Source organism: Tateyamaria pelophila (assembly GCF_019966495.1).
In the GTDB taxonomy this organism is placed as follows: Bacteria; Pseudomonadota; Alphaproteobacteria; order Rhodobacterales; family Rhodobacteraceae; genus Tateyamaria; species Tateyamaria pelophila.
The window spans coordinates 1-22,611 of sequence record NZ_JAIMIA010000077.1 but is presented as its reverse complement, the minus strand read 5'-3'; the positions used below and the strand labels follow the sequence as shown (position 1 = coordinate 22,611).

Here is a 22,611-nt window from a genome sequence, read left to right as displayed (position 1 = left end):
GCCTTGGGTCATCACAGGCGCGATGAACGGCCCGGCATTCGACACCTACATCGAAACACAACTCGCTCCGGTGCTCGACCCCGGCACCGTTGTGATCCTGGACAATCTGTCCACCCACAAAAGTCCGCGCGCAGCCGAAGTTCTGCGCAAGCGCGGCTGCTGGTTCTTGTTTCTGCCTGCTTACAGTCCGGACCTCAATCCAATTGAAATGGCATTCTCAAAGCTCAAATCCCATCTGCGGCGCATCGGAGCCAGAACCTACGATGCCTTGTTTGAAGCGCTTGGCGACATCTGCGATCTCTACGAACCAGTAGAATGCTGGAACTTTCTCAAAGCCGCCGGATATGCCTCAGATTAAATGCAAAATGCTTTAGCCTGCTGCGCGTTCAACGCCATCGGCAATCGCCTTGCGCAAGCGCTTTTCCAGCGTGCGCTGTTTGCCTTCGGAATAGTATTTCAACCCAAACATGTCTTTGACATAGAAGGTATCGACCACCTGCTCTCCGTATGTCGCGATGACGGCATTCGCGATATAGACATTCGCGGCCGCGAGCGTACTCGTCAGATCGTGCAGCAAGCCGGGACGATCGCGTGTGTCGACCTCAATGATCGTATAGATGTCGGAGCCTTCGTTATCAAAGGTGATATGCGTCGGTACCCGGAATGCCCTTTCGCGTTTCTTGACCCGATCCCGGTCACGGATGGCGACCTGCGTCACCACTTCACCCGCGAGCGTACGTTCGATCATTTTGCGCAAGCGGGGCAGACGGGCGGCGTCGTAGGGATTGCCATCCGAATCCTGAATCCAGAACGCATCGGTGACGAACCCATCCTTTGTGGTGTAGCTCCGGGCATCGACCACGTTGGCGCCGACCAGCGCCAGAGCGCCGGTCATACGGGCAAAAATACCCGGGTGGTCGGGCATGACGAAACAGGCCCGCGTGGCGTCCCGATCCTCGTCAGGATGCAGGTCCATCAGGATCTCATCTTCGCCAATCTCGCGCAGCAAACGGGCAAAGACGACATGAGCCGTCACATGCAACCCTTGCCAATAAGAAGAATAATGGCGTGCCGTTTCGGCCTGAAGGTCCTTGCGGGGCCAATCCGACAGCGCTTCGCGCAGCGCTTTCTTGGCTTCCGTTCCGCGGTTTTCGCGGTTGAGCGCTTCCATCCCGTCTTCGAGCGCGCGCCGTGTCTGACGATAAAGCGCACGGATCAAGACGGCCTTCCAGTTGTTCCAGGTCGTGGGGCCGACGCCACGGATATCGCACACCGTAAGGACGCATAGCAAATCCAGTCGTTTGACCGTCTGCACCGCCTTGGCAAAATCACGTACCGTACGCGGGTCGGCAATATCGCGCTTTTGTGCCATGTCGGACATCAACAGGTGATAGCGCACCAGCCATTCGACGGTATCGACCTCGTCTTGTTTCAACCCCAGACGCAACGCAATCTTGCGTGCCATCTGAGCCCCCAGGATTGAATGATCTTCGACCCGTCCCTTGCCGATGTCATGCAACAGCAGCGCGACATAGAGCACCTTGCGATTCACGCCGTTCTTCAGGATCGAGGATGCCACAGGCAAGTCTTCGATGAGCTCGCCTTTTTCAATCATGGCAAGTTGGGCGATGCACTGGATGATATGTTCGTCGACCGTATAGCTGTGATACATATTGAATTGCATCATTGCTACGATATGTTCGAATTCGGGAATGAAGGCGGACAAAACGCCAAGCTCGTTCATCCGCCGCAAAGCCCGTTCCGGATTGCCATGTTTTAAAAGCAGATCCAGGAAAATACGCTGTGCCTCGGGCGTGTTGCGCATTTCTTCGTCTATCAGGTTCAAGTTTGCCTTGACCAAACGCATCCCGTCCGGATGGATCAGCATACCCGTGCGCAGCGCTTCTTCGAACAGCCGCAGCAAGTTCAACTTGTCAGACAAAAACGCCGCTTCGTCCGCGATCGCGATGCGATTGTGGATCACCTGATAGCCCGGCTTGACAGAGGGTCTGCGTTTGAACAGCCGCTCCAACAAGGGTTCTGCCTTGAGGTGGATCGCTTCGAGTTTCGTCAAGAAGATCCGCGTCAGTTCGCCGACCTGATTGGCGTGACGGAAGTAGGCCTGCATGAACAACTCAACGGCGCGACGTCCGTCCTTGTCCTGATAGCCCATCGCATCGGCAACCGAAGCCTGCATGTCAAAGGTCAGTTGATCCGTTGGACGGTTTGTCAGCAAGTGAAGGTGGCACCGCGTGGCCCAAAGGAAATCCTCGGCCCCGACAAAGGTTCGGAACTCGTCCTCAGTGAACAGCCCCAGCGGCACCAGATCAGCGGCATCCTGAACCTTGTAGATGTATTTCCCAATCCAAAAGAGCGATTGCAGATCCCGCAGCCCGCCCTTGGCTTCTTTGACGTTCGGCTCGACCACATACCGTTGACCTTGCCGGTTGTGACGCGCATCGCGTTCCGCAAGTTTGGCTTCGATGAATTCACGCTCGGTTCCGGCAAACAGGTCAGCGCGCAGTCTGTCGTCAAGCTTGGCGGCCAGGTCCGCATCACCCAGAAGAAACCGATGTTCCAGCATGGCGGTCCGGATCGTGAAATCCTCCGCCCCCAGCCGGATGCAATCGCGGATCGTGCGACTGGAATGGCCCACTTTCAATTTGAGGTCCCAAAGAATGTAGAGCGTACTTTCGATGACGTTTTCGGCCCAGGCGGTGATCTTGTAAGGCGTCAGGAACAGCAGATCGACGTCCGAAAACGGAGCCATTTCACCGCGGCCGTACCCGCCCACGGCCAGCACAGCCAGCCGTTCGCCCTTTGTCGGCGTCGCGTTTGGATGCAACAGCGTCTCGGAGGTCCGCAGAGCCGCGCCGACCAACTGGTCTGTCAGGTATGTATAGGCCCGCGTGGTCGGGCGGGAATTGAACGGATCAGCCTGGAACGCGTCAGCAATGGCCGCCCGCCCACTAGCTTGCGCCTTTTTCAGGTGGGCAACGATCCGCGCGCGCGCTTCCTGCGTGGGCAAAGCCCGCGCAGCGCCCATAACCTCATTCAAGGCTTCGGTGTCAAAGATATCTTTGCGGTCACAGATCAGTTTGGGCATCACCGGGGCCGGCGTCGCCTCTTGTAAGTGTGTCACGATATACTCCTGCGCGTGGCGCAGCCCTTAAAATCCTGGTCCGCCAAAGCTGCGTGGGGCCGGGCTGATGATGGCGACCTGATTGCTGCGGACCGTGGCAACGGCAAGGCCCCTTTCGTTGGTGCCGTTGGGCAGCAAACGAAAGACGCCGGACGCCCCTTGAAAGCCCGCACCCTGGGTCAGGGCCGCACCGCTCAGCGCATTGGAATTACCACTGCTCACAAGCGCACCGATGGCCGCGATCCCGTCAAATGCGACACCGGCGAGCGGGTGTGGCGACGTGCCGTAGGCCGCGACATATTGCGACTGAAATGCGCCGGTGCTTGCCGGATCAGGCAGGGCAAACCATCCCCCCTGAACGCCGGGCAATGACAATGTCTGTGGAGGGATATCCCAGCGTGTGAGGCCGATATACTGGGTTATCGCAGGATCGACACCCGCCTCTGGCAAAAGCTGCGTCAACAAGGGCAACGCAGCCGCTGTCGATGCTGTCATGAAGATCGCATTGGCGCCGGTCTGATCCAAAGTGGATTTGATCCGCGGGACAGCGGCCACGACGTCCTGCTGTGACAAGGGATAGTCCACGGTGCCCGCCAGCGTGCCACCCGAGCGCCCAATGGCCCGCTCAATGGCCGCCTTGCCAAGCTGCCCCGCCACGTCCTGCGCATGGACCACAACGATCCTGTTGCGGCCCTGTGCAACCGCATGGCTGACCAAACGATTGGCCGTCGACTCAAACGTCGCCCCTAGAATAAAGACGTTACCGCCTGCAATGCTGGTATTGTTGGAAAACGCCAGTACGTTCACGTTACTTGGAGCAACGGCGACGCCCGCAGCATTCGCCGCCTCCGCATACAGCGGCCCGAGAATGATCTTGGCACCGTCGTTCACGGCAAGAGCAGCCTGACTGGCCGCCGTTTGCGCATTGCCGCCGGTCGCATAGACACGCAGATCGATCTGGACCCCGTTCAGGTCGCGCATCGCCAAGCGGGCCGCATTCTCAAGGTTCTGCGCCAGCAATTCATCGCTGGACTGCCCCGAGCCCCGTGGCACCAGAAGGGCGACGGGCACAGGCTCGGACGTATTGATGCTTGGACCGGTTCCACTTACGCCGCCAAAACCAGATGGATCACACGCCGCCAGCGCGAGGGCCGCGACCGGAACAAGAGCGAGGCGCGCCGTCTTGCGCAGAGATTTTAAAAACGCGAACATGGGTTGTGTTACTCCCGGAAATTTTGGGGCTTGGCCCGTTTGGCCCGCCCGCTTGCTTTCGGGCGATCATAGACGTCAGGAAAGGCGGGTCCAGCTTTGAATCATCTAGAGGTTCCTCTCACGGCAGGGGTGTGGTTCGTCGGCGTGCCGATCGGAACGGCGCGAGACATCACGTTGCGGGCGCTGGATGTGCTTGCCTCTGCGGATATACTCGTGGCTGAAGACACGCGCAGCTTGCGGAAATTGCTCGATATTCACGGCGTTCCGCTGGGCGGCAGGCGGATCGAGGCCTTGCACGAACACAGCAGGGATGGCGTGATCGAACGGCTTGTGACACAGGCCAAAGAGGGCGCAAGCGTCGCTTACGCGTCCGAAGCCGGCATGCCACTTATTGCCGATCCCGGATTTGAATTGGCGCGCGCCGCACGTGATCAAAACGTGCCTGTGACCTGCGCGCCCGGTCCCTCGGCCGTTCTGACGGCACTGGTCGTGGCGGGGCTACCGACGGACGCATTTCACTTTGCGGGCTTTTTGCCTGCGTCCCGGGGGGCGCGAAAAAAGGCGCTGGAAAAGCTGGCGGCGATTCCGGCCACGGTCGTTTTGTACGAATCACCCAAGAGGGTGGGCGCGCTTTTGCAGGACGCCGCCGGGGTCCTGGGGGAAACGCGCGAAAGTGCCGTGTGCCGCGAATTGACAAAACGATTCGAAGAAACACGGCGCGGAACGCTTGGCGAATTGGCCGCATTTTATGCGCAGGCGTCCGTAAAGGGCGAAGTCGTTGTCCTGATTGACCGGGCAAAAACGCAAGCCATTAACCCGTTGGACATGGATAGCGCCCTAAAGTCTGCGATGACGGATATGTCAGTGAAGGACGCAGCGGCGTTTGTGGCGGAAACACTCGATGTCCCGCGGCGGCAAATCTATCAGCGTGCACTTGCGCTGGCCAAGGAACGCGACAACAACTGAGATGAAAATGGGGGCCTGATGACACCGGCGGAATTAGATCATGATCATGCTGCGGCCCGGCCTGTCATCCCTTCCGGCAAGGTGCATCGCGGCCGTATGTCGTATCACGCAGGCCTCGCTGCAGAAGAGCTTGTTGCCGACCATTTCCTGCGCAAGGGTCGTGTGATCGCTGCCCGGCGATGGCGCGGGAACCGCGGTGAACTTGATCTTGTTGTGCAACACGGTGACGCGTTGGTGTTTGTAGAGGTCAAGCAAAGCCGGGATTTTGACACGGCCTTGTCGCATGTCACCCCGGCGCAGGTCCGCCGCCTTTATGCCACAGCCGAAGAGTACCTGGGAACGCTTGAAAACGGCGCTTTGATCGATGTTCGGTTTGATGTGGCTCTGGTCGATGGTCAGGGGGCTCTCAAAGTACTGGAGAACGCATTCGGGCACGTCTTTTGACTGCCCGAAGTTGATGCGTGCAATCGCGCACATAGCAATTCCATTGCACCCGGCACACGCCTGCGCCATTTAGGTCAGAACATTGCCGGAGACCCGCCATGAAGATCGCCTTTCAGATGGACCCGATCGGGGCCGTAAACATCAATGCCGACAGCAGCTTTCGCCTGGCTGAAGAGGCGCAGGCACGTGGCCACAGCCTGTTTTTCTACACTCCGGACCATCTGGCCTATCAAGAAGGGCGCATCACGGCCCGTGGCCATGACCTGACCGTGCAACGGGTTCAGGGGGATCATGCCCATCTGGGGCCGTTCCGAGACGTGGACCTTGCCGATTTTGACGTAGTCTGGCTGCGTCAGGATCCGCCCTTCGACATGCATTATATCACGTCGACCCATTTGCTGGACCGGCTCAAGGGGCATGCGCTTGTCGTCAATGACCCGTTCTGGGTCCGTAACTACCCCGAAAAGCTGATGGTGCTGGACTTTCCCGACCTGACACCGCCCACCACAATCGCGCGTGATCTGGACACAATCAAAGCCTTCAAGGCCAAGCATGGCGACATCATTCTAAAACCCCTCTACGGCAATGGCGGGGCGGGTGTCTTTCGGCTCGATACGAATGACCGAAACCTTGGGTCGCTGCACGAACTCTTTACCGGATTTTCCCGCGAGCCGCTGATCGTCCAGAAATTCCTGCCCGCAGTCTCCAAGGGCGACAAGCGCGTGATTCTCGTCGACGGCGCAGCGGTCGGCGCCATAAATCGCGTCCCAGCGGAAGGTGAAACCAGATCAAACATGCATGTTGGGGGCCGTCCCGAAAAGATTGGCCTGACCCAACGAGATCAGGAGATCTGCGACGCGATCGGCCCGCTCTTGCGGGAAAAGGGACAGGTCTTTGTCGGGATCGACGTCATCGGCGACTACCTGACCGAGATCAATGTGACGTCCCCAACCGGGATACAGGAACTGGAGCGCTTTGACGGAGTCAACATCGCCGAAAAAATCTGGCAGGCGATCGAGGCGCGACTGGCGTGAGTTTCCAGGCCCAACTGCTGAACCAGTGGCTGCGTCTGACCGAAAAACCCCAATTGGCCCGCGCCAGCGACCCGGCCGCCTTTCGTCGTCGATTTGAGACAAAGGCGAGCGTGTTTTTTCATGCGCCAAGGGGAACGCGCCGCGCTTGGGAATCACTTGGATCAGGCCGGGCCCTGAACGTCACACCTACCCGCGCCACGAAACAGCCGGTGATCTTGTATTTTCACGGCGGCGGCTATGTTTTTGGCAGCCCGCGCACCCATTCGGCCATGCTTGCCACGCTTGCCAAATACACCGGCACCAGCGCCCTGTTGCCGGAATACCCGCTCGCACCCGAAGAGCCACATCCCGCCGCAATCAATCGTGCGGCGAACGCCTATCACGCCTGCCTCGACCGGGGGATAGACCCGGCTGACCTGATTATGGGCGGTGACAGTGCGGGCGGGGGTTTGGCCCTGGCCCTCCTCGCGCGGCTGATTGCAGAAAAGGCTCCGTTGCCCGCAGGTGTCTTTGCCTTTTCCCCACTCGTCGATCTGCGGTTTTCAGGCGACAGTTTCAAAGCGAACGCGCAATCGGACGTCGTTTTGCCCGCACAGCGCGCAGCGGACATGGCGGAATTTTACCTTGCGGGTCACAGTCCGGATGACCCGGATGTATCACCGTTGTACGGGGATTTTCGCGGCGCGCCTCCGGTGTGGTTGACAGTTGGCGACACGGAAATCCTTTACGATGACAGCGTGAGAATGGCGGCGCATCTGACGTCACAGAACGTCCCTGTCACGCTGTGCGTCGAGCACGATCTGCCACATGTCTGGCCCATATTTCACAATGTCCTGCCCGAAGCCCGCGCGACGCTAAGGGAACTTGCGAAATGGATCGACGCGCGGGTGCAGGATCAGGCAAGGGCAAGCTGAGCAACCCGATAACTCACGGCTTCGGCCACGTGAGGTTTGCGCAGGCTCTCTGATCCGTCCAGATCGGCAATGGTGCGCGCGACCCGAAGGACCCTGTGATAGCCGCGCGCGGACAGACCGAAACGCTCGGCCACCTTGGTCAGCAACGCATGCCCCTCGGGATCCGGACTGGCCCATTCCTTCAACGCCGCGCCGCTCAAATCCGCATTGCAGCGCTGCGGCGTGTCGGCAAATCGCGCCGTCTGCACCGCGCGCGCCGCCGCGACCCGTGCCGCGACGGTGGCCGAACTATCGCCGGTTGTCGGCATATCGAGGTCAGAAAAGCTCACCGGTGGCGCATCCACGCGCAGGTCAAACCTGTCCATGAGCGGGCCGGATATCCGTCCCATATAATCATCCCCGCAGGCAGGCGCACGGCCACAGGCCCGCGCCGGGTCGCTGAGATATCCACATTTGCAGGGGTTCGCAGCGGCCACCAGCATAAAGCGGCACGGGTATTTCACATGATTGTTCGCCCGCGCGATCATGACCTCGCCCGTCTCGATCGGTTGGCGCAAGGTTTCCAGCACAGTCCGGGGAAATTCCGGGAATTCGTCCATGAACAGCACGCCATTATGCGCCAAGGATACTTCGCCCGGTTTGGCCCCGCGCCCGCCGCCGATGATGGCCGCGGTCGAGGCCGTATGATGGGGTTCGCGAAACGGGCGATCCATCGATATGCCGCCTGCGTCCAACAACCCCGCCAGCGAGTGGATCATCGAGGTCTCCAGCGCCTCGATTGCGGAGAGGGGCGGTAAAATGCCAGGCAATCGGGCGGCAAGCATGGATTTACCAGACCCCGGCGTGCCCACCATCAGCAAATGATGCCTGCCGGCTGCTGCAATTTCGAGTGCGCGTTTGGCCCGTTCCTGACCCTTGACGTCCGCCATGTCCGGCAGGCCGGTCGAGCTTGCGATCTGGCCTGCTGCGGCCGGTTCCAAGGGCGCTTGACCGGTGAAATGCTGCACCACTGCGCCCAGAGTTCGCGCAGCAATGACTTTGGTTGCGTCGACCCATGCGGCCTCTGCCCCGGACCCGTAGGGACAGAGCAGCGCGCGATCCTGCTCGGCGGCGGCCATAGCGGCAGGCAAGGCCCCAAGCACTGGCACCAACGTGCCGTCCAGTGACAATTCGCCCAGCGCTACGGTACCTTCGACCGCGTCATCGGGCAGAATACCAAGTGCTGCCAACACGGCAAGTGCAATGGGCAGATCGAAATGGGATCCTTCCTTGGGCAAGTCCGCGGGCGAGAGATTAATGGTGATCCGTTTCGATGGCAGTGCGATGGACATCGCCGTAAGAGCCGCCCGGACCCGTTCACGCGCCTCGGAAACGGCCTTGTCCGGCAACCCTACGATGGAAAAGTTGTAATGTATAAAGAAACCAATATTATGACAGGTGCGAGGTAGGGAAATGTCTGAAAAAACTAAAGCGTACAGCTATTTACGGATCAGCACAGAGGCTCAGACAGTTGGCGACGGAATTCGTCGTCAGATGGAGGCCAGCGAGGAGTATGCAAGACAACAAGGGTACTCACTCGTTGAAACTATAAGCGATGTTGGCGTTAGCGGATTTAAAGGGAAAAACGCCCAAAAAGGGCTGTTTGGGCGCTTCCTTGCTGCCATTGCCGAAGGAACTGTGGAGTCTGGTAGTGTCCTAATCGTCGAGTCACTGGATCGGTTGTCACGTGACAATGTTTTGGATGCATTCACTCAGTTCGCAAGCATTCTGAATAATGGCATCACGATTGTTACGCTTGTTGATGGGCAAAAATATACAAGCGACAGCATGAACGAAAGCGTTGGCCAGCTTTTCACGACCTTGGGCATTATGCTACGGGCCAATGATGAATCAATGACGAAGTCCAAGCGGTTGAAAGCAGCATGGGGTAAAAAGCGTTCGACCATTTCCGAAAAAAAGCTGACAAAAATGGTCCCTGCATGGTTGGAATTAAGCGAAGATCGAAAAAATTTCTCAATCAATGATCAAGCAGCCGATACTGTTCGCGCGATCTACGACCTTTGCATCAATGGAATGGGGGTTTACTCAATCACTCGTCATCTGAACGATGATCTAAAGAAGTATCCAACCATTTCAGGAGCAGAACGTTGGAATGATAGTTACGTATCAAAAATTTTGCGCAATCCAGCAGTGCATGGTGAATTTCAACCACATCAAAGAGTGGCCGGAAAAAGTCAAGAAATTGGTGATGCAATACCTGACTATTTCCCCGTCATTATAAATGAATCCATTTTCTATCAGGCACAAGGCGAGATGAGAAAAAGAAAGATTCATGGCGCTGGGCGTAAAGGTCAAGGCTTTTCGAACCTTTTCTCAAACATGCTGAAATGTGGTACATGCGGTGGCAGTGTACTAATGAAAAATAAAGGTAAGCCCCCAAGGGGCTATAAGTATCTTCGCTGCTATAACTCCATTATCAACAATAAATGTCAGTGCCCTTCTTGGCGGTATTCCGAATTTGAAAGCGCATTCTTTGATTTTGTTAATGACGTGAATTTTTCTGATGTTTTTTCTGAGGTTGATAAAAAGCCGAAAAAGGCAAATTTGATAAACCTTAGAACTGCCGGGAAAGCCAAACTGGTGGATTTGCAAGAGAGGTACGATACTCTACTTATGCGGGTGGAAGACCCGTCTTTGTCCGGTCAAGTTTATGAAGACCTTCTTGCCCGATTAAGTGATCTCCTTAATCAAATTAATGGAGAGGAAGCAGAAATTGATAGGCTTGATGCTGAACTTGCTGCACTTGAGCCAGAAAATGTTGAACAGGATCAAGCTGAATTTATTAAACGTTACGATCAACTTAAAACACAAAACGACTTGAGAAAATTGAAAGAAATACGCTATCAGATGCATTCCATATTGAAGCGCACCATCACTGAGATAGTAGTTTTCAATGGAATGTTTGTGGAGCCGTGGGAAGCGATAGAATTTATATCTGAAAAACTGGGCAATGAACTATTTTCCAAAGGATTAACGACTGAGGGGAAATTTGAAGCCTATTTCAGAAAACCGCATGGACAGCGCACTTATGTAAACTCTCAGCGGTACTTTTTAGTGAAATTCTCCAATGGATCATATCGTTACGTCTACCCCTACCTTGGCACCACTGCTAAGACTGTAATTGATAGGGTTCCACGAAAAACTTTCGATAGGAAAATTAAGCAAAAGCATCCCTAAGATCAGAAATGTAGTCTGATAGCTCGTCAGGATATCCCCATTGGCCTTCTTAAACTCATTTATGGCTTTGCGACCCTCAGCCAGACGCACATCTTGCTTCCAAGGCTCCTTCGGGCAGATGGCTTTCTGAATGCGTTTTTTGTACGGGACAAGATGATCCTGACCCTTGCCTTCACTCAAGAAGCGGGCGTTCATGAACAAGGCATTCTGATCGCTGAATCGATACAAGTCTTGCACAAGACCCAACAACTGGGTTGAGGAAAATTCGGACAGAACCGGCTTGATATCTTTCCAAGATTTCTTGGTATTGGTCATAGATTCATCTCACGTTGGCAGGGTCACGTTGGTTTGAGGGCTTAAGCTAAATGGGGCGGTCTTGGAACGTCTTGTTGTGTGGCCAACACTGGTATGTTCCGATCTCGTGTGTTGAAAATCAGATATAAAGCCTCGAATGCTACCGCCGATCGCCCTGTGAAAGCATAACCTTAATGCCCAACTTCGTTTCCAAAACACTTGATGACCCGACCTATTGGCGATCAATCATCTTGTTTGGGCGCAATGTGGCCTCCTACAAGTTCGCATTGGCTCGTAGCTTGGCGGAAGTCGCAAATGTCCGCAATGATCTCATCAAGATGGAAGACTTGGCAGAACCCTTTGCTCGGCACCTGTGTCAGCACATCAAGGAAGTGCCCGTACAATCCACTTCCCAGTCCAGTAAGTTCCTCGAAGCGTGTCGCCAATTCAATGCTCAGCAGATCACAGAAACCGATCTGCGGGATACGACAGTGCGGCTTGGCTTCAACAATGTGATTGATGCCTTTCACATTGTGAACGGCGACGAGGTCCCGACCAGATTTTTTCTTGACGAACGAAAGACACTGGGTGGGATCAGACTAACAGATGCCTGTCACGATCTTCTATTGGGCGATGAAGGGCAGACATTGGTTGAAGAGATTCAATCTCGTTGGCGCTTAGTCGAAACGGCATGGGAACTGAACATCAATCGAAATTTGATTTCCGTCCAGCATGATACATCGAGCCACATTCTGTTTGTTGATCAAGGAAATCGACGGGTAGATGTAACATCAGCGCGTGATGCGCTGAACGGATACCAGAAAGGGCACTGTTTCTTTTGCTTTAGACCAATCTCACTCACTCAAGCCAACTTGCTTCCAGACGTCGATCATTTCTTCCCTCATGTCTTGGGCAGCTACTTGTCTCACACAAATTTCAATGGCGTTTGGAACCTGACACTGTCCTGCATGGAGTGTAATCGTGGTGAGGCTGGTAAGTTTGCAAAACTGCCAAGTCTGAAACTTCTGGAGCGTCTCCATACGCGAAATGAGTTTCTTATTACCAGCCACCATCCGTTGCGAGAAACCCTGATCCGCCAGACTGGGAATAAACTTCAGGATCGAATAGGATTTCTACAGTTCCAGCACACAGAAGCTAAGGGCATCTTGATCCATGAATGGGAGCCAGAACAGCGTGGACCAGAATTATTCTGAAACCATCAAATACTATGATGAGAACGCCAAAGGCTTTGTCGAGCAGACGATAGATGCCGACTTGACCGCATTGCACAACCAATTTCTTGCAGACCTTCCTTGTCCTGCCCGAATACTGGATGCCGGATCAGGCTCTGGACGTGATACACGGGCGTTCAGACAGCTTGGTCACGAAGTTGTGGCTATCGACGCATCCGAAGAAATGGTCAAAGCGACCCGTCACACCGCTGGAGAGCCAGTGGTTCACTCTGAATTTATTAAATATGCATGTGACGATTTGTTTGATGGTGTTTGGGCTTGTGCTTCTCTGTTGCACGTTCCGCGCAAGCAACTTTCTCAAACGCTAACCCACCTTTCTGGCCTTATGAAAGATGGGGGTCGCATGTTTGTTTCCTTCAAGATCGGCAGCACCGAAGAAGTCCGACATGGGCGTTTTTTCAACGACTTAGATGAAGACCAGCTTGAAGGAATTTTGGTTGATGTGCCCACGTTGAAGGCGGCTTCAATGTGGATAACAAATGATGCCCGACCGGATCGAAACGATCAGTGGCTCAATGCTATTTTGTTGAAGGTTTAGGTAAAGTCTCTTTCCGCTGCTATCAGATTGCCAAATCTTCCAGCGATCCTCCACCATCAACATGTGCAACAACCCAAGCAGGTCTTCTTCCCTTGCCAGTCCAAGTCTTTGCGGAATTCTCAGGATGAGCATATTTCGGGACAGATTTAGTCTTAGGTTTCTTACCGGAACCAGTTACTAACTCTTCCAGTTTAAACCCAAACTCACCAACGGCTTCTCTTGCTGCTGCCAGTGCTTCCTGACGTTTGCGATCTTCAAAATTCTCAATCGCCTTCGCAGCGTCTTTTTGGAGTTTCTTGAGTTCTTTCAGGTCCATATTTTTGAGGTCAATAGTCATGTTGGTTCATTCCTTTGGCAAGCAAACGTTAAAAAAAGCCGATCTAAAGGCAAAACGGTCTTACAGATTCTGCGTCAGCGACTACGTGTAGGTTTATACCTATTAGATCAGAAACGAAAGATATTCCATATTAGAAATGACTGTTAATGTACTCTACCATCTCAGAACCAGACAAGATGCGAGTCGTGTTGCCAATTCGTACATAAAACAGTTCCTTCCCTTTGACTGTATCGGCATACACTGGTGAACTTGATGGGCTGACATCAATCAAGCAGACCACACTATCCTCGGCAAGTTCGAAACGGATAGATGTATTTTTTGCCACGACAGCCTGACCTATCGCGTTCATAAGTAAGGTAGAAAGCCAATTTTGATATCCATCAATGTCTTGCTTTTTGTAATCTAAATCCTTCTGAATGCCCAAAATATCACCATCGTCCGAGATACCAATGCCGAGTGTTCCTCCCTCTGAGTTCATGAAGGCCGCTACAGTCTTGATAATACCCTCATTAACTACCTTTTCTGGGACATCAGAGGAAAGCGGGACACGAGCAGTAGACTTAAATTCAATGCGTAGCGTTTCCATATCGGTTAACAATTCCGCCACAGATGGTTCAAGGCGAGTATTGGTATTGGGAGTGACATCACCTGTCAAAACCCCGAAGCCGTCACGGATGATCCGTGCGATTAACTTACGCCGTTGCTGAGTGAAGTCGAGGTACTCTAAGTTGTACCATAGGTCAGGCAGGGCATGCCAATAGGACGCGTTCGCCTTTTCTTGATCCGTTAGTTCGTAAAACATGCTTGGAAAATAGTCGGCTGGTGCCGTGTCTGAGATACTAATATTGTCTGCCCACTCAACAAAAGCGTAGTTGGCAATCTGATTTAGTCGATAAGTTCCTGTAAATCCTAAACTTCTGAGGTAAGCTTTGGGGAACAGATGATGTCGTTCGACAGGCGATTTGGTGCCAGTGACAGCAGGATCAAGTAGATCACTAATCCGAATTTTGGAAAATAAGGCTGTTGCACCAAGTAAGTTTAACGCGGCATGATACCCAAACAGATAAGGGCTGTATGCGCTGGACGTATCGAGTCTCTCAGGAAGCGTTACCTTCCAGTAATCATCAGTAAGCTGATTTGAAATTAGGTTTTCCAATAATTGAACAAATCCATCCGATGTCTTTTTGGCCTGCTCCATTCGTCGAAGGTCAGCTTCAAGGATTGTCTCTGGGCTTCCTGTATATCTACCGGTCAAGGCACTCATGAAAAACCATCGGCTCATTGTGGCTCGTAGAATTTTACGCTCCACCCCAAATTCATGTTTCCCTATCAGAAAGATTAGATAGCCATATAGAAAGTTATTTGCTGAAGTCAGCATTGACCTTGACCGAAAGCCCGCTGCCTTTAAGCAGTTGATATATTCGTGCCAATCCGCAAGATTTAGGACCTTTGCTTGTGCTTCTTTGAGGTCTGCAAAGCGGGCGTCCCGAAGGTCTTCCTTAACCTTTTTCTCAATTGGATCGCGCCCCCTTAGAATTTGATAGGCGTTTTGCAGAACGCCGCGTTTAAGCCCAAGTCCGACAGCAACACGCAATAATTGGTCAGGAGATGGTGCATGAAAAACGTTGTACGGAGATGCAGTATGATTTGTTGAGGGAATTTTTGCTTTACGTGCGAAGTCTTCCAGTTGGTGCCGACCCTCAACCCAGTAGACTGACATCAGTGTAAGTATGAAGTCTGCTGAGTTAAGAGGGATACCACCAGCGTTGATACGTTGGAAAATCTCTGCCACCGTATCGACGTCAAGTTCAGCAGAAAGAACCAAAACGGAGAACTGATAGTTCCTGATATTTTCTAACTGTTGGATATTTTCTGCAATCTGACTTTCTTGATGTGAATCGATATCTTGACTTTCTTTCAGATTTTGAATGAACTCATTGATAAAAAAGAAACTGCCTTTACCGGACGTCCAAATGTCTGAAATATTGGAAATGAATGCTGGATTATTGTCGGAAGATGCGTTGGCGACCGAAAATTCTTCTGTCAGAGGGTTGAACGCAATGCGGATCAGTTGTTCCTCGCTCGCTTCATTTAGGATCGGTTTACCTTTCATTACAGCATAAAGGCTCGTGAGACGTTGCTGACCGTCAACGATCATTTTTTGGTTTTCGCGGGTATCAGTTTGTATACCAATTGAATGACTATCGATCTTTTTTGGAGTGTTCCAGAATAGGAAGTATCCAGCAGGGAAACCTTGGTAGAGGGAATCGAATAAGTCGCGAATGCGAGCACGCTTCCAGACAAAAGGTCTCTGTAGGTCGGGAAGACCGAGGTTTCCCATATCAATTTCCTGAATCAGGTGATGGATCGGGGGCGTCTCACTGGAAAAGCGTTGGGTAGTTTGCGACACTTGATGTCCTTCTGTAGAATTTCACTTTTTCAAAACGTATCTTGGAGCAGGTCTTTGGTCCACACTCGTCATGAATAAACATTGCCTTATTATACAAGTTAGGATCGAACCTCTGCCAAAAACGCACTACTCTTCGCACCGGTGCCATTCCATTTGATATCCGGCCTCATTTTCCCGACCATAACAGAAATTTTGGACGCGAAGTATGTCACCAATGCCGCTACGAACGTCACACCACATCATAGTGGTTGGGTTATCTCCGCTACTACCTCGACATTTACTGTTCGCAAAATGCCATGACTGGAGTACTTCTTTATCTTTGTCAAAAAATAAACCGCCTGACATCTCATCGCATCCGTCGCATTCGTCTCCCTCACCAACCACATATTTCCTGTACAGAGTTTCTTGTAGTTTGGGATTGATAAGTATTTGAAATATGAGTTCCATGCCATTCCACGAATTATTTTTCTTATCATACTGAAACCCAAAGGTTAGATCAATGTAGTCTAAAGCTTCCACCATTGCCCTAGAAGTCCCCGGCCCCCATTCCCCATCAATCGTCTGTGTGTATAACTGCAATGACGATAGAGCCTCCTGAACATTTGTTCTTTCTTCGGCGCTTAAGTATTCGAAGTGATCAGCAATTTGCGTCATATCGGTAGAATAATCTTGTGCCATTGTGGACACTGAGGCGCTCATCAGAAATGCAAAAATGAAGGTTATTAGCTTTACTTTGATACTATTCATTTCTTTCCTCTTTCTACCTTTAGGACAACGTTGGCGAAGAGAGATTTTCTCGTGCATAAATTTCCTCAAGTTCTTGTTTCAACGGGATAAGACCCCATATTGCAAAGTGTGAACAGTGTTGATCAAACACTAGCCCTCCATCATCAGGTTGACAACGGCCTAGACGCCCATCTGTCCTAGGATAAATCCCCTGACGACTGCATGATTTTGTCTGACTTGGATGGCCTTCTGCATGGGATTGCCTTGTTCGCCCATCGCTATCCCTACCGAGGAATGGATGCCTGTGGCTCTTGGTGGTGCACCGGAGGACGTTCCCAGTTGGGTGCTTGAGGGTGTTGCTGGTGATCACTATCCTCAAAATGTATTCACAAGGGAAAGACAATATACAAGCCAAGACCATAAACAGATGATATGGAAATATGGGCGGAACAGTAGAATCAGAACGGAACAGTAGATATCAGGTATAGGGTGTAATAACAGTAAGAATCCATAAAACATAAATAGTTTTAAGAGGTACAGTGGGGGTAAAAAATTAATACTTTAAGAACAATTAAAAAACATCTAAGGATTCGAACAAATCAAATTGAGATTCTAAATAGAAGAATAGATCATATGAAGCATGTGATTGAATCTATAAGCTGATCACTAATATAGATACGTGTTGGCGTAAGCCACACATTGCGCAGCGCCAGCAAGCAATCCATTCAATGTGTGTAGCAAATGTATACTGTTTAAGGATGCATACTCATGTATTCAATGTGTACATAATCCATCTTTTTGATTCATACATATGATAATCATCTTTATATTTGTGGTCATACATATCACTTATAATATCATACATCATCTATAGATACGTGTTGGCGTAAGCCACACATTGCGCAGCGACAGCAAGCAATCCATTCAATGTGTACACAATCATATTATCATTATATTATGCCTACACTTATCATGGAAATCATCGCTACGCTCTGATTACACAGGCTTACGCCTGTATAAACCTTAGTCTTTATGAGATATCCATCTGTCTTTAGATTTATCTACACTTAATAATGGAAATCCCTTCGGGATTTACTCAGGCTTACGCCTTCGTGTAACCACGTTATTTTATGGTCTTAATTTGATCTTTAGGTATGTGTTTAAGCAGTTCGAACACATTTAAGCAGCCTAAGTTTTTACAAGACTCTCTGGGTATTCGCACAAATTTTGAAGCAGTCCAAGCAGTCTAAGACTCTCTAGTAAGTCACAATAATTTTGAGCAGTCTAAGATTTTAAAAGACCCTCCTAATGTTCTGCGTCTGACAGCTTTAGGCGTTTTGAGAAAAAGCTTTTCGGAGAGAAAATTCCCCAACGCTGCACGTATATCAGTTGATCATAACATCTAAGAGAATTATTTTGCATTCTATCCATTTCTTGGAACTTTTTCCTGCATTATGGCATTATGACGCAAATTTCTTCGAAGGTATAAAGTATTATTAAAAGATTATCCTTATTTTACTTGAATCACGGATTCAGAGAATCTTAGGGCGATAAATACGGGTGAGAAATGAAAACCCTTCGCGGTGTGCAACCACCCAAGGGCTTTAGATGTTTCAAACAAGAACGGAGATACCCAACATCCAACATGACTATTTATACCATAAATCAATTCGAAAGCAAAGCTAAAGCAAATACCATTTCATACGATCTGAAAGCTATTGCAGTGAAAGACTCAGCATTTTCAGCACTTGTCGATACTGTCTATATTGAGTGTGGCCTAGAACGCCTGATCACCACTAAGAAGGGTGGAAAAGCTTACGAGTCTGCTGTTGAGCGGTACAAGAAGTGCCTGAATTCTGTCTTGTGGAACCTGTACACAGCTAATGGTTCCTATCTTAGGATTAGCATGGATTTCCATACATACTCGAAAGGTGGCCACAATCCCCACAGCATCACCAAAGACATAACCAAGATTGTAAAGCAACTTGAAGATACAGGTTTCATCTACCATCAAAAGTTCACGTATGATCCTAAAACCAAGAGAGGTAAGCGTTCCAGAATCCTCGCACAAGGACCACTGTTAGAAGCTTTCACAGCACTGCCAGAAGACCTATCAGAAGCACCTGTGCCTGTTCCTGCTATCCAGTTTCGTACACCTGATGATAAAGGCAACTACAAGCCTGTAGACTACCCTTTGAATGATTGGCTACAAGGTCAAGCTGACATAATCCGGAAATACAATTCCTTCATACGCACTCAGGATATCACCATAGCAGGTGAACACACTTTCTCTTGGGTAGATGCAGTAGGAACCGTCAACACTGTCTCAACTGCCCGTACCGGCGCTACTGCGATCTTCCATGTGTCTGAGGATCAAATCTCATATGGACGTGTACATGGTGGTTTCCATCAAAGAATTCCAAGCAAGTTTCGGCCTGAAATCCTGATCAATGGTGAACCCACAGTAGAACTCGATTATTCCGCACAAGTTATCTCAATCATAGCGGGAATGGAAGGTATAGAACTTTCTGATGAAGACCCATACGATATTCCACTGCAAGGAATTTGCAAATTCTATTGCAGAGACCTCCTCAAAAACCTTATCGTGGTAATGGTCAACTCTAAGTCAAAGGACCAAGCTTTCAGTGCGTCCCTATCTTGGTGTAATTCGGAAGGTGTCTTTCGTGGCGTAAATGGTTGTCATAATCAAGCATTTTTTGACTATGCTGTAGATCAGATATTCACAAAGCATCGATTTCTAAAATCCCACGCATTTCAAGCAGAGTCTGTGTTTATGGAAGACTCAGACATTGCCAGAAAGATCATAGGCACTTGCACAAATTCAGACATAGCCATTCTACCAATACATGATGGTTTTATCTGTAAAGAAGAGGATGAAAAATTTCTGCATTCTACTATGCAAACTGCTTGGAGTGAGAAGTTCCCGAATACTAAAATTGGCATCAAGAAAGAATAATATTCCATTGTTTGCCCTACCCAATCTAACCTTTTTGGTAATTCACATGTTTCTTCTTCTCTCCCCCTTTTGAATTTTGGGATGTGATTTGGGTAGGCCGGTTGAACATCCTCGCTTATGTTCGGACGACCTATGCCTGATCTGGATCGTCAGTCTCCCTCATGCTGTTCGTGTGTTGAGAACACGATTGGTTCCCACTCACTGTCGACGCTTTCTTCATGGTTGTGAACATAATCGTGAACAGCCTCGCAGAGAACAGAAGTCATGGCAGTATTTCTCTGCTTGCAGGTTTCCTGAAACTTTGCCTTCAACGACTTTGGCATCCTAAAGTTTAAAAGTTCAGTTTGAGTTTTCATGTGGGTCCTCGTGAAGTTGGATTTCTTATAAATATGTAATAATTACAGATATTTATAACAAAGAGGGTCTACTTATGTTGTCGTTCAAAGAGTACCTTAATTCGGAAACATGGAATCTGGATGAGGGCAAGCGTCCTAATAATCAGCAGCGAAAGGCGCACAGAAATATATCACGCATAAGCAATGGGATTTCTCGCAATGCCACTGCCATTGAAAAAGACTTCACAAATGGGTGGCGTGATTCCAGTCTTTCACCAATCCAACACATGCGCAGATTGGAAAGCCAAATGGTTAAACTGGCACAGAACCAGAAGGACTTGAGCCGACAAATTGAGATGCTTAGTCAGCTAAAGCAGTAACAAAAGCCATGAACCAATCTTAGTAAAATTTGCGGGTGTCTCGTTCAGGAAAAGTATGACTATTGCCAACGGGGTGCTCTCCATCCCGCTTCAACTGCTTCTGCCTCTGAACAAAACCAACGTTCGCCTTTATCTAGACTTACCTTTGTACGGCTGTACCATGGTGACCAAGGTGGGTGATATATTCGCCCATTTCTGGAGATATTGCCTTTGATCGGACACCCTTCTGGCGCTTCTTGCTCTGCGACTGCCCATTTTTCCGCGCGGTAGTCCCATGCAGGCATGTTATCCGACTGCCAAATTCCTAGATTTTCAGATTGTGCTACAGCCTCTTGGTTCACATAAACGTCTGAATATCTGACAAACGCCCAAGCCAAGCCGTTAAGAACCATTTCCTCACCCACATCAATGCCATCTGAGAAACAGGTAGCGATGGTTCGTCCATATCCATCTTCTGAGATGGCTTCACATTGAACAGAACCTCTTTCCAGTAGGGAAGATAGGGTTGCCAACGCTTCCTTCCCACAAGGCCAATTTCCCCTGTTGCCCTTGCACTTTTGACCATATTCAGGCGCATCTATTCCGTTAAGACGGTATGTGGTGCCATCTAAGGCTAAGGTATCACCATCTATAGCCACCACCTCGGCAAGAGCAGGGGTACACAGGAAGGTAATGCTTGTGATCAAAGCAGTTAGTTTCATGGGCGATGCTTCACATGTGCAGCAAAGACCGTTTTCTTGAAGAACAAAATGCCAAACTTAGCAGCCACCGTAATTCTTATTACCACTTGCTGTTATGGTGTAGGTTCCGCCACGAGGTCCGACATAGCATCGGCTGGAACTTCGACGTGAAGTTGTCCTTGTAGGGCTATAAGTCCGAGATGGCCGCAAGGAAGCTTGGTAGGAGGCTACGGACTTCTTGAGATAGGTGCCCCACTCGCACGCTAGGCCGTCACCGTCACGGTCAAGCCCGCTTGGATCACGAGTCGGTCCACCTGATGCCAAAAATGCCTTTTGGGCTGCTGCGGAGGATGAAAAGCTAGAGCAATCTAAATCGGTGGTTGAGGCTTCTTCTCGAGAATATAACTTGCGACCAAGTGCCGAACTCGTTTTTTCGCCAAGATAATTGCTTGGGTAGGATGAAGACCTTTGTTCGCCACGTGAACCAAGTTCGGCTTCTATGAACGCCAACTTCAGTGGGGATGATGTAAGGGAGTGCTCAACCCAAAGTGGCCCAGTGGACAGGCTAGAATACACTTGGCTTTGGTTCTGAGGTGTCTGCGCGGCGCAGGCACCAAGAGCGAGCATTAAGATAGATGCTAAAATAGCTTTCTCATTTTTCATGAAATCTTCCCGTTTTCTTTTTGAGAATACACGTGTTTCTGCTGGCGAGGTTTGAATGCCAATCAACATAAGTTCTCGCAGGGTATTCCATCGTTATCTCCGTCAAGTGCGCCGCCCCAAGAACAATTTGCGAAGTACCACCGAGCCTCCTGACAGCTACTGATGCTTTTGGAACAATAGCGGCGGGGGGAACAGCTATAGCTTTGCGCAAGCTTCAAGACGCGCTCCTTGATGTTGGGTTCATCAACGGTCTTGCCATCACTTTGTAAAGAGTACGCTGGCAACACTGATAAGTTTGTTATCAAGATGCCAAGATCTCATAAAACTTTCATACAATTCGCTCCTCTGTGCCACTTTCAACATATCTGCCGCTAGGTTCAACAGGAAGAACGGGCCATTGCCCTGACTTGAATCAAACCGCAACTCAGACAGTCACAACAGGCTCTACCGTGGTGATGCTGGTTTTTTGTTACTGCATTGACGGTAACATATGAGTATATTTACTTCCATTTGTTACCGGAATCAGCGTAAACTAGAGACAGATGTTACTAAAGAGGGCGTTTAGCATGTCAGTCATCGGATACAGGCGAGTCAGCACAGTTGATCAAAGCCTTGATCGACAGGAACTTGGTGAGGTTGATAAAGTCTTTGAGGAAAAGCTGTCCGGCAAGTCAGCCTCAGACAGGCCAGCACTCCAAGCTATGATCGACTATTCCCGTGAAGGGGATACTGTCGTTGTGTACTCAATCGACAGGCTTGCTCGTGATCTGAGAGATTTGCAGGACATTATCCAGACTTTGAATGACAAGGGTGTAACCATCAGCTTCCTGTCTGAGAGCCTGACCTTCTCTGCTGATGCAGATGATGCCTTTGCCAAGCTACAACTCCAGATGATGGGTGCCTTTGCGGAGTTCGAGCGGAACATCATTCGCAAGCGTCAGGCTGAAGGTATAGCCAAGGCTAAGGCCAAGGGTGTCTTTAAAGGCGGTAAACCTCGCATTGATCGTGGGAAGGTCCACCAGCTTCGTTCAGATGGTCTGAGTACTTACAAGATTGCAGCCGAGATGGG

18 protein-coding genes and 1 pseudogene are annotated in these 22,611 nt (G+C 50.6%); 10 read left to right on the top strand and 9 right to left on the bottom strand.

Annotated features, from left to right (window positions below):
- Positions 1–358 (top strand): transposase (locus LC354_RS19175; protein ID WP_223423163.1); only part of this gene is annotated, 358 nt, incomplete at its 5' end.
- A gap of 12 nt (positions 359–370) precedes the next feature.
- On the opposite strand, the gene LC354_RS19170 is transcribed toward LC354_RS19175, so the two are convergent.
- Together LC354_RS19170 and LC354_RS19165 are read right to left on the bottom strand one after the other, a co-directional pair.
- Positions 371–3,106 carry a [protein-PII] uridylyltransferase gene (locus LC354_RS19170; RefSeq protein ID WP_223426922.1) on the bottom strand — a complete coding sequence of 912 codons (2,736 nt, stop codon included), beginning with the start codon at positions 3,104–3,106 and terminating at the stop codon, positions 371–373.
- Positions 3,107–3,169: 63 nt separating this feature from the next.
- Positions 3,170–4,354, bottom strand: coding sequence for a penicillin-binding protein activator (locus LC354_RS19165; protein WP_223426907.1), 1,185 nt, complete (start codon positions 4,352–4,354; stop codon positions 3,170–3,172).
- Positions 4,355–4,450: 96 nt separating this feature from the next.
- Between LC354_RS19165 and rsmI the strand changes: the two genes are divergently transcribed.
- The 4 genes from rsmI (at position 4,451) to LC354_RS19145 (ending at position 7,712) form a co-directional block, all read left to right on the top strand.
- Positions 4,451–5,320 (top strand): 16S rRNA (cytidine(1402)-2'-O)-methyltransferase, encoded by an 870-nt coding sequence (gene rsmI, locus LC354_RS19160; protein ID WP_223426905.1) that lies wholly within the window; start codon positions 4,451–4,453, stop codon positions 5,318–5,320.
- A gap of 18 nt (positions 5,321–5,338) precedes the next feature.
- Complete coding sequence (locus tag LC354_RS19155; RefSeq protein ID WP_317849359.1) at positions 5,339–5,764, top strand: YraN family protein; 426 nt, start codon at positions 5,339–5,341, stop codon at positions 5,762–5,764.
- Positions 5,765–5,862: 98 nt separating this feature from the next.
- Positions 5,863–6,798: a glutathione synthase gene (gshB, locus tag LC354_RS19150; RefSeq protein ID WP_223426900.1), complete on the top strand. Its 936-nt coding sequence runs from the start codon at positions 5,863–5,865 to the stop codon at positions 6,796–6,798.
- The gene (locus LC354_RS19145; RefSeq protein ID WP_223426899.1) at positions 6,795–7,712 is read left to right on the top strand and encodes an alpha/beta hydrolase; all 918 of its coding nucleotides are present in this window, start codon (positions 6,795–6,797) and stop codon (positions 7,710–7,712) included. Before gshB ends, LC354_RS19145 begins: the two co-directional genes overlap by 4 nt.
- Here LC354_RS19145 and LC354_RS19140 read toward each other — a convergent pair.
- Positions 7,694–9,115, bottom strand: a pseudogene (locus LC354_RS19140) (YifB family Mg chelatase-like AAA ATPase); the annotation flags it as partial. The gene LC354_RS19145 and the pseudogene LC354_RS19140 sit on opposite strands and share 19 nt — an antisense overlap.
- A gap of 49 nt (positions 9,116–9,164) precedes the next feature.
- On the opposite strand from LC354_RS19140, the gene LC354_RS19135 reads away from it, so the two are divergent.
- The 3 genes from LC354_RS19135 (at position 9,165) to LC354_RS19125 (ending at position 13,034) form a co-directional block, all read left to right on the top strand.
- Positions 9,165–10,949 (top strand): recombinase family protein, encoded by a 1,785-nt coding sequence (locus LC354_RS19135; RefSeq protein ID WP_223426897.1) that lies wholly within the window; start codon positions 9,165–9,167, stop codon positions 10,947–10,949.
- A 488-nt stretch (positions 10,950–11,437) separates the two neighbouring features.
- Positions 11,438–12,457, top strand: a complete 1,020-nt coding sequence (locus tag LC354_RS19130) for an HNH endonuclease family protein (protein ID WP_223426896.1) — start codon at positions 11,438–11,440, stop codon at positions 12,455–12,457.
- On the top strand, positions 12,438–13,034 hold the full coding sequence (locus tag LC354_RS19125; protein ID WP_223426894.1) for a class I SAM-dependent methyltransferase: 597 nt from the start codon (positions 12,438–12,440) through the stop codon (positions 13,032–13,034). Before LC354_RS19130 ends, LC354_RS19125 begins: the two co-directional genes overlap by 20 nt.
- 22 nt (positions 13,035–13,056) lie before the next feature.
- Here LC354_RS19125 and LC354_RS19120 read toward each other — a convergent pair whose 3' ends face one another.
- From LC354_RS19120 to LC354_RS19110, 3 genes are all read right to left on the bottom strand, one after another.
- Positions 13,057–13,371, bottom strand: coding sequence for an H-NS histone family protein (locus LC354_RS19120; protein WP_223426893.1), 315 nt, complete (start codon positions 13,369–13,371; stop codon positions 13,057–13,059).
- Between the two features lie 130 nt (positions 13,372–13,501).
- A complete protein-coding gene (locus LC354_RS19115) occupies positions 13,502–15,781 on the bottom strand; it encodes a GmrSD restriction endonuclease domain-containing protein (RefSeq protein ID WP_223426891.1) in 2,280 nt (759 codons plus the stop codon).
- A 126-nt stretch (positions 15,782–15,907) separates the two neighbouring features.
- Entirely contained in the window at positions 15,908–16,528 is a 621-nt protein-coding gene (locus LC354_RS19110; protein ID WP_223426889.1) for a hypothetical protein, read from the bottom strand.
- 1,624 nt (positions 16,529–18,152) lie between these two features.
- On the opposite strand from LC354_RS19110, the gene LC354_RS19105 reads away from it, so the two are divergent.
- Entirely contained in the window at positions 18,153–19,484 is a 1,332-nt protein-coding gene (locus tag LC354_RS19105; RefSeq protein WP_223426887.1) for a hypothetical protein, read from the top strand.
- A gap of 774 nt (positions 19,485–20,258) precedes the next feature.
- Here LC354_RS19105 and LC354_RS19100 read toward each other — a convergent pair.
- From LC354_RS19100 to LC354_RS28035, 3 genes are all read right to left on the bottom strand, one after another.
- Entirely contained in the window at positions 20,259–20,900 is a 642-nt protein-coding gene (locus tag LC354_RS19100) for a thermonuclease family protein (protein ID WP_223426885.1), read from the bottom strand.
- 57 nt (positions 20,901–20,957) lie between these two features.
- A complete protein-coding gene (locus tag LC354_RS19095; protein WP_223426915.1) occupies positions 20,958–21,506 on the bottom strand; it encodes an excalibur calcium-binding domain-containing protein in 549 nt (182 codons plus the stop codon).
- A gap of 98 nt (positions 21,507–21,604) precedes the next feature.
- Positions 21,605–21,829 carry an excalibur calcium-binding domain-containing protein gene (locus LC354_RS28035; RefSeq protein WP_223426909.1) on the bottom strand — a complete coding sequence of 75 codons (225 nt, stop codon included), beginning with the start codon at positions 21,827–21,829 and terminating at the stop codon, positions 21,605–21,607.
- 279 nt (positions 21,830–22,108) lie between these two features.
- On the opposite strand from LC354_RS28035, the gene LC354_RS19085 reads away from it, so the two are divergent.
- A partial coding sequence (locus tag LC354_RS19085; protein WP_223426883.1) for a recombinase family protein occupies positions 22,109–22,611 on the top strand: 503 nt, incomplete at its 3' end.

Coding starts and splice junctions, on each gene's coding strand:
- gshB (WP_223426900.1), top strand. CDS start 5,863: ATGAAGATCGCCTTTCAGATGGACCCGATCGGGGCCGTAAACATCAAT.
- LC354_RS19165 (WP_223426907.1), bottom strand. CDS start 4,354: ATGTTCGCGTTTTTAAAATCTCTGCGCAAGACGGCGCGCCTCGCTCTT.
- LC354_RS19135 (WP_223426897.1), top strand. CDS start 9,165: ATGTCTGAAAAAACTAAAGCGTACAGCTATTTACGGATCAGCACAGAG.
- LC354_RS19130 (WP_223426896.1), top strand. CDS start 11,438: ATGCCCAACTTCGTTTCCAAAACACTTGATGACCCGACCTATTGGCGA.
- LC354_RS19110 (WP_223426889.1), bottom strand. CDS start 16,528: ATGAATAGTATCAAAGTAAAGCTAATAACCTTCATTTTTGCATTTCTG.
- LC354_RS19170 (WP_223426922.1), bottom strand. CDS start 3,106: ATGCCCAAACTGATCTGTGACCGCAAAGATATCTTTGACACCGAAGCC.
- LC354_RS19105 (WP_223426887.1), top strand. CDS start 18,153: ATGACTATTTATACCATAAATCAATTCGAAAGCAAAGCTAAAGCAAAT.
- LC354_RS19120 (WP_223426893.1), bottom strand. CDS start 13,371: ATGACTATTGACCTCAAAAATATGGACCTGAAAGAACTCAAGAAACTC.
- LC354_RS19100 (WP_223426885.1), bottom strand. CDS start 20,900: ATGAAACTAACTGCTTTGATCACAAGCATTACCTTCCTGTGTACCCCT.
- LC354_RS19095 (WP_223426915.1), bottom strand. CDS start 21,506: ATGCTCGCTCTTGGTGCCTGCGCCGCGCAGACACCTCAGAACCAAAGC.
- LC354_RS19155 (WP_317849359.1), top strand. CDS start 5,339: ATGACACCGGCGGAATTAGATCATGATCATGCTGCGGCCCGGCCTGTC.